Below are 11909 nucleotides of genomic sequence, written 5' to 3' on the forward strand. Positions count from 1 at the left end.
ACATCATTCGCACAAGGAGTCGATGCAATTGGCTGATATCTATATTGACGACCTCGCGCACCCGGTACTTACCGACGCGCAGCGTGCAGCGCACGAATACACGTGCTCCCTGCAGGTGGACCTCGACCCGGCCGCCATCATGGCGGAAGCCGAGGCCACGACCGGCTTGCAGGATTGGGGCGCGATGGACTTCCTCGAACGCCTGGAACTGCTCTGCGACGAATGGCGTGCCGATGACGGCCTGACCCCTATTGGCCGTATGAGCCTGCGCGGCAAACTGCTGCAGCATGCAACGAGCCGCCTGTTAATTCACGATATGTTCAAGCGGCATCCGGAAATCCACGACATCCAGATCAAAGAGCCGATTATCGTCGCCGGCCTGCCGCGCTCAGGGACGACACACCTGCTCAACTTGATGGCGGCCGATCCGCGCCTGCGGGCCCTGCCGCTGTGGGAGTCCTATGAGCCGGTGCCGCTGCCCAGTGAAGCCGACAACGGCGCCGCTGTCGACCCGCGTTACCAGCGCTGTGAAGAGGCCTGGCAGAACATGCAGCTGATGACGCCTCACCTGGCCGCCATGCACCCGATGAACCCCGATCATATCCACGAAGAACTGGAGCTGATGGGGCCAAATTTCGCGTCTTACAATTATGAGTGGCTGAGTTTTTCCCCGCGCTGGCGCGACCACTACTATCGGGAAGATCAGACGCCGCACTACGCGTACATGCGCGATGTGCTGAAGCTGCTCACCTGGCAGCAACGCGATACCGCACGGCCGACACGCTGGGTGCTGAAATGCCCGCAGCATCTGGAGCAACTGCCGGTACTGCGCAAGATCTTCCCGGATGCCACCGTGGCGGTGACCCACCGTGATCCGGTGGACGTGATTCAATCCTCGGTCACCATGCTGGCCTACGGACAGCGCATGAGCCGCAAAACGGTCATGACCACGGCGTTGCTGGATTACTGGAGCGACCGGGTGGAGCATCTGCTGCGCGCCTGTATGCGCGACCGCGCTGCCTATCCCCCGGCGCAGTCCATCGACGTGCCGTTTCGCCAGCTCATCCGCGATGACGTGGGCATGGTCGAGCGCATCTATCACAAAGCCGGGCTGGCAATGACCGATACCGCGCGCACCGCCCTCGCTGCCTTCGCCACGGAGCACCAGTCCGACTACGGCCGCGTGCGGTACGACCTCAAGGGCCAGTTCGGTATCAGCCCCGATGAGCTGCGAGAGCGGTTTGATTTTTACTTTGATGCCTTTCCCTTTTTGCGCAAGGAAGACTGAGCCGATGCAAAATTCAGTGACTTACAACTACGCGGGCGCCCGCGTGCTCGTGACCGGCGGCACCAGCGGTATCGGCTACGGTATCGCCAGCGCGTTTGCAGAAGCCGGTGCCACGGTAATGATTACCGGAACCCGGTCAGGCCCACAGGACTACAAGGACACGGACCTGGCTGCCTTCGAGTACCGGCAATTGCGGCTCCAGGACACCGACGCGATACTGGCACTGGCGGCAAGCCTCGACGGGCTGGATATTCTGGTCAATAACGCCGGCGCCAGTATGCCCGCAGGCGATGAATGGACGCATGAAGGCTTCGAGGAGTCGGTGCGCGTCAACCTGCTGTCTGCCTTTCACATGGCGCGGGCCTGTCTCGATCACCTGAGCAACAGCACCCTGAGTGGCGGTGCCAGTGTTATCGGCATTGCCTCGCTGACCTCGTTCTTTGCCAATGAAATGACCCCGGGCTACGGGGCGGCGAAGGCCGGTATCGCCCAAATGGCGAAGTCCATGGGCCTGACCTGGGCGCGCCATGGCATTCGCGCCAACGCCATCGCGGCCGGGCTTACCGACACGCGCATGACCGGCTTCATGAAGGATATTCCCGAGATGAACCAGCCGATCATTGACCGCACGCCCTTGCAGCGCTGGGGCCAGCCGGCGGACATCGCCGGGGCTGCGTTGTATCTGTGCAGCGAGCAGGCAAGCTTCGTCACCGGGCAGACCCTGATTGTCGACGGCGGTTACACTCTCGGGGTGTAATCGCCCTTGTGGCTCGCTGAGCTTCGGCTGGCCGCGGTAGCCGCTGGGTGACGGGTTCAGTCTGCTACGCCACGCCGTAATGCGCCGCGGTTTCGTCCAGTGCCTGCAGCAGCTTCGCCACCAATGTGTCGATCTCTTCCCTGCTGCTGACCAGAGGCGGCGCCATGATCATGGCGTCACCGGTCTGGCGCACCATCAGCCCGTTGCTGTTGGCGCGGTCGCGACAGTGCACCGCGGCCTGGCTGTCGGGAGCCAGGCGAGCCCGGGTGTTTTTGTCGCGCACCAGCTCCACAGCAGCAAACATGCCCTTTCCGCGTACCTCGCCGACAATGGGGTGGTCTTGCAGGGCTTGCAGCTGGCTCTGGAAGTGGGGAGCGATCTGTTCTGCGGCAGTGTGGATGATGTTGGTCTCGCGCAACGTACGCAGGGTGGCGAGGCCTGCGGCACAGGAGGCCGGGTGCCCGGAGTAAGTGAGTCCGTGGGTGAATTCGCCGCCATGGGCCAGCAGTACATCCGCGACCTGGTCGCTGATCATCACGCCGCCAAGGGGAATGTAGCCATTGGTGATGGCCTTGGCGAAGGTCATCAACTGCGGGCGAATGCCATAGGTATCACTGCCAAACCACTGCCCGGTGCGACCAAAGCCGCAGATGACTTCGTCGGCAATGAGCAGAATGTCGCGGTCGTCGCAGATCCGCTGGATCTCGGGCCAGTAGGTGTCCGGGGGGACGATCACACCGCCGGCACCCTGTATCGGTTCGGCGATGAAGGCGGCGACGTTGTCCTCGCCGAGCTCGTCAATCTTGGCTTCCAGCTCTCGGGCCACCTGGATGCCGAATGCGTCCGGCGACAGGTCACCCCCCTCGGCGAACCAGTGGGGCTGGTTGATGTGGTGCACGTAATTCAGGCCCCACACCTGCTGGTGCATGGGGCTCATGCCGCCCAGGGAGCCGGCGGCAATAGTGGAGCCGTGGTAGGCGTTTCTGCGACTGATAAAATGCTTTTTGTCGGGTTTGCCCAGCAGGTCGTAGTAGCGGTGCACCAGGCGAATATTGGTATCGTTGGCTTCCGAGCCCGAATTGGTGAAGAAGACGTGGTTGAAGCGCTCGGGCGTGATCTCGACCAGCGCCTTGGCCAGCTCGACCGCGGGCTGATTGGAACAGCGGAAAAAGTTGTTGTAGAAGGGCAGCTCCTGTAACTGCCTGTAAATGGCCTCGACGATCTGGTGCTGGCTGTAGCCAAGGTTGCAGCACCAGAGGCCGGACATGCCGTCGAGCAGCTTGTTGCCGTCGGTATCGTAGATATAAATGTGCTCTGCGCGGTTCACAATCCGGCCGCCGCTGGCCGCGTAGTCACGCAGATCAGTAAACGGATGGAAGTGGTGTGAGCGGTCGAGTTCTTTGAGATTGATAGCGTCGTTGTGCATGCCAGCGGTCCTGTGTTTCTGCGTGGGCCCGATATAGCCGCGCAGGTGCAGAGCGTAGTTTAATGTACAGTAGGCTCAGTGTGGCACAGGGCCACAGCGAATCCACTACCGCCATCAGGTGTTTTTGTCCGGGGCGATCCGCGCCCGCGCCCCGCAGGGCGCTGTAGGCGGATTGCCCGGCGAGAAGCACACAGGAAGCCAGACACAATGGAGAATGCGCAGCAGCACTTGCAGGACTTTCTGCAGGGCAACCCGGATATCGAGGTGTTCGAAGTCATGCTGCCGGATATCGGCGGTGGCCTGCGTGGCAAATGGGTAAACCGCGACAAGATCCACAAAGTGGTAGCCGGTGAGTTAAAGCTGCCGGCGAGCTCGGTGGCCTTTGACGCCTGGGGGCGCGATATCGAGGCCTGGATAGCCACCGGTGGTGACGGTGACGGCTATTGTGAAGCGGACGTGAGCACGCTGGCACGTGTGCCATGGATGCCCCGCGCCACCGGCCAGGTGATGCTGTCCATGCGCGAGGCGGATGGCAGCCCTGGTGCGCTCGACCCGCGCTTTCTCCTGCGCAACATCCTGCAGCGCTTTGCCGAGCGGGGCCTTACCCCGGTGCTGGCAACGGAAATGGAATTCTATTTGCTGGGCCCTCACAACGACGCACTGGGACGCCCTCAGCACACGCAGTCAGACCGCGTGGGTGGGCAACTGCATGCCGGGCAAACCTACGGCCTGGATACCATGGCGGATATGGCGCCACTGATGCATGACATACGTGATGCCTGCGCCATCCAGCAGCTGCCGGTGGATACCCTGATCAAGGAAGGTGCTCCGTCGCAGTACGAAATCAACCTGTTGCACTGTCCAGACGCCCTTAGGGCCTGCGACCAGGCGGTCATGTTGCGGCGGCTCATCCGCGGCGTGGCTCGCAATCATTCACTGCGCGCCACGTTCATGGCGAAGCCGTTTGGTGACCTCGCAGGGAACGGTATGCACGTGCATTGCAGCGTGCTGGATGACGATGGTAAGAACCTGTTCGATGACGGTACGGGCAGCGGTACCCGTCAATTGCGCCAGGCGATAGCGGGTTGTCTGGCCAGCATGGAGGACTGCATGCTGTTGTTTGCGCCGCACCTGAATTCCTACCGCCGCTTCCATCGTGGCACGCACGCCCCCGAAGCTCCCTGTTGGGGCTACGAGAACCGCACGGTCTCGGTGCGAGTGCCGGCGGACCAGTCGCTGGCAACGCGGATCGAGCACCGGCTCGCCGGCGCGGATGCACACCCGCACCTGGTGGTTGCGGCCATTCTGGCGGGCATGCTGCACGGGATTGAGAATCAGTTAGAGCCACCGCCGCCCGTGGTCGGTAATGCCTACGATCAGGTGGCACGCACGCTGCCGCGGCATTGGCCGGATGCGGTGGAGCGCTTTCGCAACTCCAGCTTCATTCGCGAACATTTCGGTGCCGAATTTCAGCGTGTGTTCACGCTAATGAAAGAACAGGAAATGCACGAGTTCGACCGTCAGGTGACTCCTCTCGAATACGACACCTCCTTGTGAAAGGTGTAAGTAAGGTAAATACTGATAAAAAACGATTAAAAATCGAATAGATCGACCAATATGCGGCCGGTAGTCTGTGCGCACCTATCCTCAGTAAGGAGCTGACCATGAAGACACTCAGAACATTCACCCAGGCACTGGCGATGACGGCCGCCCTTGGGGCAATTGCCCCCATTGCCACCGCGCTAGAGGCGCCGGTTACGCAAACGGCGATGACTCAGGCGGCTCTGAGCCCGGCCGATGCAGTGTCGATGCTGAAAGCGGGGAATGAACGTTTCGTGGATGGCGACATGCTGCAGCGCGATCTGTCCGACCAGGTTGAGGCAACGGCGGCGGGCCAGTATCCGCACTCGATCGTGCTGGGCTGCATCGATTCCCGCGTTCCCCCGGAGCTGGTGTTTGACCAGGGGCTCGGTGATATTTTCAGCCCGCGCATCGCCGGCAACGTGGTAACGCCTGAACTGTTGGGCAGCATGGAGTTCGCCGCTGCCGTCGCAGGTTCCAAGGCGATTGTAGTGCTGGGCCATACCGCATGCGGTGCGGTAAAGGGGGCCTGTGACGGCGTGGAAATGGGTAACCTCACCAGCAACCTGGCACATATTCACGCCGCGGTGGAGGCGGTGCCTACCACCAGTGGCCCGCGCGATTCCAGCAATAGCGAATGGGTGAATGAAGTGGCAGAAAAGAACGTGTCGTTCACGGTTGCCAAGATCCTGCAGGACAGCCCGGTACTCAAGGGCCTGGTCGATCAGGGCAAGCTGACAGTGGTCGGTGCCATGTATGATGTATCCACCGGTGAGGTGGACTTCCTCGACTGATCCTCTCCTCTACAGCCGCGAGTGTGCCTGCGCATGCTTGCGGCTGCAGCGTTGTCACTAAACTTTCACTCGCCTGCCATCGCCAATTCATAAACAGATATCACTCTGGTTACGTTTTTTGACGCAACCTCACTGGAGTGATGTACATGTTCGATCCTTGTCGCAGCAGACTGACAGCCGCCGTGCTGGGAGCACTTTCCTGCACCACGCATGCCGCTGACACCGCCCTCGAAGAAACCGTGGTAACGGCTTCACCGATCAAGCAGTCCGAGTCGGCCGCGATTCTCGCCAAGCGCGACGCGCTGAATGTTCTCGACGCTATTTCTGCCGATTCCATCGGGCGTTTCCCGGACCAGAACCTGGCCGACTCGCTGGCCCGCGTACCGGGCATAGCCATTGAGCGCGACCAGGGTCAGGCACGCTATGTGAATTTACGCGGTGCGCCCTTCCGCTACACAGCCATTGCATTCGATGGTATTGACGTGCCGGGGGCGGAAAACGGCAGAATTCCGCGCTTTGACAGCTTCCCTGCGGTGATCACCCGTCAGCTCACGGTTAACAAAGCGATTACGGCGAACATGCCGGGTGAGGCCGTCGCAGGTTTCATCAATATCGAAACCCACAGTCCCTTCGATAAAGAGGGCCTCGGTCTGGCTTTTGACTTTGGCTTCGGCGAACAGGACCTGGGTGGCGGGGATGTGGAGAAGTCCAATCTCCGCGTCTCCTGGTCTGGCGAGCAGTTGGGTTTGCTGGGTTTCTTTTCGCGCAACAACCGCGAACAAATCACCGATAACCGCGAATACGAATTCGAGCTTGCACCCTCCGGCGAACGGCTTACTAACGAACTGGACTTTCGCAGCTATAAGATCGAGCGCAGTGACGAGGCTTACGGCGGTACACTGGAATACCGTGGTGAGGGTCGGGTATCCCGCCTTTACCTGACCAGTGTTTATAGCGAATTCGTCGACAAGGAGGAGCGGAACCAGCTGGTGTTCAGTTTCCTCGCGCCTCAGGCGGGACTGCAGGCTGATAACGCGCCGCTGTCGGTCAATCGCCTGCTGGAAGACGGTATCTATGACAATTCCACGTTTACCAATACCCTCGGTGCTGATTTCCGGCTGGCGGGCTTTGACATCAAAACAGCCTACAACTACACCGAAACCGAGTACCTCGTTGACTTGCCGATACTCTACCAGGCGGCGGGTTTTGCCGGGGTTTCCGCCAACGGCCCGGTGCCCTGGCTCGGCAGCTATGACCTGCGCGACGAGACTGACCCCCTGCTGTACCTCAACGGTGATCCGTCAGACTCGGTTTTCCTGAGCACGTTTGGCCTGGGTGTCTACAACCCGCTGGATCAGACGGTCGACAAGTACAAGCTGGATCTCACGCGCGGTGTGGGCCTGTTGGGCGACAACAGTACGCTGGCACTGGGCCTGCAACTCGATCAGCGTGAGGCCCGGGGCGGTGCGCTGACCCAGGGCCTGGGTGCATTCCCCGTTGACCAGCTGAACCCCAATGACTTCAACACGGGACAACGGTGGCAGGCAAACACCGCCAACACGATTGGCGGTACCTATTTCGACAACCCTGCACTGAACGCCGCGTGGCGTGCCACCGGGGTCTACCCGGAGAGTGTTGTGCCCGCCAACAACGTGGTAAACCTCGACGAGGACATCCTCGCTGCCTACGGCATGCTGACCAGTGAATTCAGCTGGGGCAGCGTGATCCTCGGCCTGCGCGTGGAGCAGACTGAAGTGGACAACACCACGGATGGGCGCACGGTGTCATCGGACTTCACCAACTGGTTGCCGAACGCCCATGTGAACGTCGATCTGGCTCAGGATCTCAGACTGCGCGTGTCGGCGAGCACGGGGGTGAATCGCCCTACCTACAATGAATGGCGTGCCTCCGCTTCCGTGGACCCGATAGATCGCGAGATCAATGGCGGTAATCCGCGTCTCGACGCTGAGGAGTCCTGGGGGTTCGACAGTTCGCTCGAATACTACGTTGAAAATGGCGGCCTGGTTTCCGCGGCAGTTTTTTATCGCCAAGTGGACAACGTCATCTATGCGGATGCCAGCGGTGTAGACGCCGGGCTTTACGCACCGGAATTTGCTGGTGAAACCTGGCAGTACGTTGGATTTCTGAATGGCAGAGATGGCGTGTTCAGCGGCGTTGAGTTGAATGCCGTGTACTTTGCCGACGCCTTGCTGCAAGGCCTGGGTCTGAGTGCCAACGTGACCCTCGCCGATAGCGAGTTCACCCGGCAGAACGGTGACACGGCCAGCCTCCCCGGCACCTCTGACATGATCTGGAACGCGGCGCTGTTCTATGAAAACGATGGCTTCTCGGCGCGCCTGAACTACAGCTGGCGCGATGAGTGGATCTCGCCACTGGAAGACCCCTCCGAGTTCTGGGGAGAGATGGAGCGCCTGGATGCGCAAATCAACTACACGCTGCCTGTGCAATGGCTGGGTGCCGAAACCATGTTGTACGCCAGTTTCAACAACCTGACGGACGAAACCGATGTACGCTACGCCGGCAATGGCACGTTGAACCAATCAGAGAGCTACGGCATGCACTATCTGCTGGGCCTGCGCGTCAACTACTAGGAGGGAGATATGAGCATGCTACGTTCCGCGATTCTACTCCTCGGTTGTGCTTTCGCACTGGGTGCCTGGGCGGAGAGGGCGCCCGCACCGGTGCCTGTTACAGCGGACCTCGCCGCCAGTAGTGACACCCTGCGCAGCTATCGGCGCCTCCTGCCACTGGAAGGTGGCTCCAATTTCCGTGACCTGGGGGGCTATCCGACTGAGGATGGGCGAACTGTGAAACGGGGCTTGTTGTTTCGTTCCGGCGCAATGACCGGCCTGACCGAAGCCGATGCGGTGTATCTCGAACAATTCGGCTTCCAGGCCGTGGTGGACTTGCGCTCCACTGAAGAACTCGATTTGTATCCGAATCGCTGGGCGCGGGGCGCCGGTGTGAACTATCTGCATCACCCGTACTCGATGCTGAACCTGATGCGCGACCAAGGTGCCGAGATCGGCTCCGCACAGGGCGACTACAGCCCGATGTACCGCTACATGCAGGTGTTTCTCAAGCCGCAGCTCAGCCTGTATTTTGACACCCTGCTGGCGGGCAAGGTCCCCGCCGTGGTGAACTGTTCTGCCGGCCAGGATCGAACCGGGGTGACCTCGGCCCTGTTGTTGACCGCGCTCGGCGTTGAGCGTGAGCTGGTGATTGAGGATTACCTGTTGTCTACGGACTTCCGTCGCCCCGGGGTGGAGCGCGGCGACGTCGACTTGGAGGAGGCCGCCGAGACCAATGCGTTTGCCGCCATGATGTTGCAGCATGGCGGCGGTACCCGCGACGAACGGCCCAATTCGCTGGTGACGCCGCAAGGTGTGCCGTTTATCACCTTTACCCTGGATGCCATCGAGCAGAGCCATGGCAGTGTGGCGGCCTACCTTGAGCAGGAACTCGGTGTCGACGCCACGGCGCTTGAGCGCCTGCGCGGTCTCTATCTCGAAGGCTAACCGGCGGCAACGCTCCCGGGCGGGGCCGCTTTACGCACCACTTTGTCGATTCCGGCAGGGCTGCTATCGTAAGCGCTCTGGATATCGGTCAAAGGTGTTACATGGAAGCGGGAAAGCGCTGGCAGCGGCTCAACTGGGAAGATCCCTTCCTGCTTGAGCAGCAGTTGTCGGATGAACAGCGCATGGTGCGTGACAGCGCGCGCCAGTACGCACAGGAAAAGCTGCGACCACGCGTGCGCGAGGCCTTTCGCCACGAGGACACCGATCTGGCGATTTTTCGTGAGATGGGTGACCTCGGGTTGCTGGGTAGCACCATCGACGGTTACGGTTGCCCGGGCGTCGACTACATCAGTTACGGGCTGATTGCCCGGGAAGTCGAACGCGTGGACTCTGGCTACCGTTCCATGATGAGCGTGCAGTCGTCGCTGGTGATGTATCCCATCCATGCCTATGGCAACGAGGCACAACGCGAGCAGTATCTGCCACGCCTTGCCAGCGGCGAGTGGATAGGCTGCTTCGGCCTCACCGAACCCGATTACGGCTCCGACCCCGGCGGCATGATTACCCGTGCGCGCAGTGTGGCGGGCGGTTATCGGCTCAGCGGCAGCAAGATGTGGATAACCAACAGCCCGGTGGCCGATATTTTTGTCGTGTGGGCGAAGACCGACGACGGCAAGATTCGCGGGTTTATCCTGGAGCGCGGCATGGAGGGCCTGAGCACACCCACAATAACGGGCAAGCTGGCCCTGCGAGCGTCAGTGACCGGGCAAATCGTGCTGGACGACGTGTTCGTGAGTGAGGCCCAGTTGTTGCCCGGCGTGGCGGGCCTGAAAGGCCCGTTCGGCTGCCTCAACAACGCCCGCTACGGTATCGCCTGGGGCGCTTTGGGTGCCGCGGAAACGTGCTGGTTCGCGGCGCGGGAGTACACCCTGGAGCGCAGCCAGTTCGGGCGCCCATTGGCCGCCACGCAACTCGTGCAGCTGAAGCTGGCGGATATGCAGACCGAGATCAGCCTCGGTCTGCAAGGCTGCTACCGCGCCGGGCAGCTGCTCGATGCCGGACAGATCGCCCCGGAACTCATTTCCCTGATCAAGCGCAATTCCTGTGGCAAGGCGCTGCATATCGCGCGTCAGGCGCGGGACATGCTGGGGGGCAATGGCATCTCCGACGAGTATCCCGTCATGCGCCACATGGTCAATCTCGAGGTGGTGAACACCTACGAGGGTACGCACGATGTGCACGCGCTGATACTCGGGCGCAGCCAGACCGATATACCCGCATTCTGAGCGGAGCATGCGGTGCGCGCTGGCGAGAGCGTGCCGGGTTCGTTGACACTCAAGCGCTTGCCGCACAACACAGGTATCGATACGTTCATGAAAACCTTACTGAAAGTTCTGCTGGTTCTGTTTCTTGTGGTTGGCCTGGTGCTCTGGGTGCTGGCCACGGGCAAGCAGCCAGAGCCCTTTGTTCCCGGCAGCGAGAGCGCGGCGCGTGTGCAGCCCGGCCCGCTGCCGGTGGTCAGGGTGGAGCGCGATTACGTGGACACCTCGCGGCCTGCGAGCGCCAACGGCGACTATCCCGGGGCCGACGAGCGGCGTTTAGAGACCACGCTGTGGTACCCGAACGACCGGCAGTCGGCGCCGTATCCGCTGCTGGTATACAGCCACGGTTTCTCATCCTCACGACAGGAGGGGGAGTCGCTGGCGGCCTACCTGGCGAGCCATGGCTACATTGTTATTGCCCCCACCTTTCCCCTGACCCATATGCGTGCCCCTGGTGGACCCCGGGTACAGGATGTGGTCAACCAGCCGGGTGACGTGACCTTCCTGATTGATGAGTTACTGGCGGCTGCCGAGGACCCCGGCAGTGTATTGTACCAGCAGGTCGACCCCGAGCGGATCGGCGCGCTCGGCCTGTCCCTTGGCGGGCTCACCTCGACGCTGGCGGCTTTTCACCCGCAACTTCGTGACCCGCGCATCACGGCCGCGCTGTCTATCGCCGGCCCCACGTTCGTATTCACCGATACGTTCTATCGCCATCACCCGCTGCCGTTTTTGATGCTGGCGGGAGATATCGATGCCATTGTGCCGTGGGAAGACAATGCCCAGCCGGTGCCTGAGCAGGTTCCGGGTGGTGAGCTCGTGACGCTGCGCGGTGCCTCCCATGCCGGGTTTGCCGACCCCGCTGCCATGATGCGCTGGCTTTCCAACCCGGATGCCGTGGGCTGCTGGATTGTGCAACGCTCCATGGGCGACAGCCAGGAAGAGCCCTGGTACGACCTGATAGGGCCGCCGGAAATGGGCATCAACTACAACGCGGACTCGGCGCTGTGCACGATGGACCCGCTACCGGACGCGATGAACCCGCTGCGCCAGCAAATGCTCACGCGGGTTGTGGTGGGCAGCTTCTTTGATCGCGAGTTTTCACGCTCCGCAGCCACGCGAGAGGCGGCCGACCGCTACTTGCGGGAGGTGCTCGCAGAAGAACTCCTTGAGGCCAGCTATGTACGGGCCGCCGACTGACG

At 61.4% G+C, this 11909-nt stretch carries 9 protein-coding genes; 8 read left to right on the forward strand and 1 reads right to left on the reverse strand.

Features of this window, described 5'->3' with window-relative positions; all coding sequences use genetic code 11:
- Window positions 1–28 precede the first annotated feature (28 nt).
- Together EGJ68_RS02935 and EGJ68_RS02940 are read left to right on the forward strand one after the other, a co-directional pair.
- Window positions 29–1288: a sulfotransferase family protein gene (locus EGJ68_RS02935; protein ID WP_233248654.1), complete on the forward strand. Its 1260-nt coding sequence runs from the start codon at window positions 29–31 to the stop codon at window positions 1286–1288.
- 4 nt (window positions 1289–1292) lie between these two features.
- Window positions 1293–2045, forward strand: coding sequence for an SDR family NAD(P)-dependent oxidoreductase (locus tag EGJ68_RS02940; RefSeq protein ID WP_123033044.1), 753 nt, complete (start codon window positions 1293–1295; stop codon window positions 2043–2045).
- Window positions 2046–2109: 64 nt separating this feature from the next.
- Here the strand turns inward: EGJ68_RS02940 and EGJ68_RS02945 are convergent, their stop codons facing one another.
- Entirely contained in the window at window positions 2110–3471 is a 1362-nt protein-coding gene (locus tag EGJ68_RS02945) for an aminotransferase (protein ID WP_123033045.1), read from the reverse strand.
- A 207-nt stretch (window positions 3472–3678) separates the two neighbouring features.
- Between EGJ68_RS02945 and EGJ68_RS02950 the strand changes: the two genes are divergently transcribed.
- From EGJ68_RS02950 to EGJ68_RS02975, 6 genes are all read left to right on the forward strand, one after another.
- Window positions 3679–5028 (forward strand): glutamine synthetase family protein, encoded by a 1350-nt coding sequence (locus tag EGJ68_RS02950; RefSeq protein WP_123033046.1) that lies wholly within the window; start codon window positions 3679–3681, stop codon window positions 5026–5028.
- A 107-nt stretch (window positions 5029–5135) separates the two neighbouring features.
- Complete coding sequence (locus tag EGJ68_RS02955; RefSeq protein ID WP_123033047.1) at window positions 5136–5846, forward strand: carbonic anhydrase family protein; 711 nt, start codon at window positions 5136–5138, stop codon at window positions 5844–5846.
- 146 nt (window positions 5847–5992) lie between these two features.
- Window positions 5993–8458, forward strand: coding sequence for a TonB-dependent receptor (locus EGJ68_RS02960; RefSeq protein WP_158283466.1), 2466 nt, complete (start codon window positions 5993–5995; stop codon window positions 8456–8458).
- A gap of 9 nt (window positions 8459–8467) precedes the next feature.
- Window positions 8468–9385: a tyrosine-protein phosphatase gene (locus EGJ68_RS02965; RefSeq protein WP_123033049.1), complete on the forward strand. Its 918-nt coding sequence runs from the start codon at window positions 8468–8470 to the stop codon at window positions 9383–9385.
- Between the two features lie 101 nt (window positions 9386–9486).
- Window positions 9487–10671, forward strand: coding sequence for an acyl-CoA dehydrogenase (locus tag EGJ68_RS02970; RefSeq protein ID WP_123033050.1), 1185 nt, complete (start codon window positions 9487–9489; stop codon window positions 10669–10671).
- Window positions 10672–10758: 87 nt separating this feature from the next.
- Window positions 10759–11907 (forward strand): alpha/beta hydrolase family protein, encoded by a 1149-nt coding sequence (locus EGJ68_RS02975; RefSeq protein ID WP_123034013.1) that lies wholly within the window; start codon window positions 10759–10761, stop codon window positions 11905–11907.
- Window positions 11908–11909 lie beyond the last annotated feature (2 nt).

Origin of the sequence: Haliea alexandrii (assembly GCF_003719295.1) — a bacterium.
GTDB lineage: Bacteria > Pseudomonadota > Gammaproteobacteria > Pseudomonadales > Halieaceae > Haliea > Haliea alexandrii.

What these genes read in the sequence shown, in the direction of transcription:
- EGJ68_RS02965 (WP_123033049.1), top strand. Translation starts at nt 8,468, where the DNA reads ATGAGCATGCTACGTTCCGCGATTCTACTCCTCGGTTGTGCTTTCGCA.
- EGJ68_RS02970 (WP_123033050.1), top strand. Translation starts at nt 9,487, where the DNA reads ATGGAAGCGGGAAAGCGCTGGCAGCGGCTCAACTGGGAAGATCCCTTC.
- EGJ68_RS02975 (WP_123034013.1), top strand. Translation starts at nt 10,759, where the DNA reads ATGAAAACCTTACTGAAAGTTCTGCTGGTTCTGTTTCTTGTGGTTGGC.
- EGJ68_RS02940 (WP_123033044.1), top strand. Translation starts at nt 1,293, where the DNA reads ATGCAAAATTCAGTGACTTACAACTACGCGGGCGCCCGCGTGCTCGTG.
- EGJ68_RS02960 (WP_158283466.1), top strand. Translation starts at nt 5,993, where the DNA reads ATGTTCGATCCTTGTCGCAGCAGACTGACAGCCGCCGTGCTGGGAGCA.
- EGJ68_RS02950 (WP_123033046.1), top strand. Translation starts at nt 3,679, where the DNA reads ATGGAGAATGCGCAGCAGCACTTGCAGGACTTTCTGCAGGGCAACCCG.
- EGJ68_RS02955 (WP_123033047.1), top strand. Translation starts at nt 5,136, where the DNA reads ATGAAGACACTCAGAACATTCACCCAGGCACTGGCGATGACGGCCGCC.
- EGJ68_RS02945 (WP_123033045.1), bottom strand. Translation starts at nt 3,471, where the DNA reads ATGCACAACGACGCTATCAATCTCAAAGAACTCGACCGCTCACACCAC.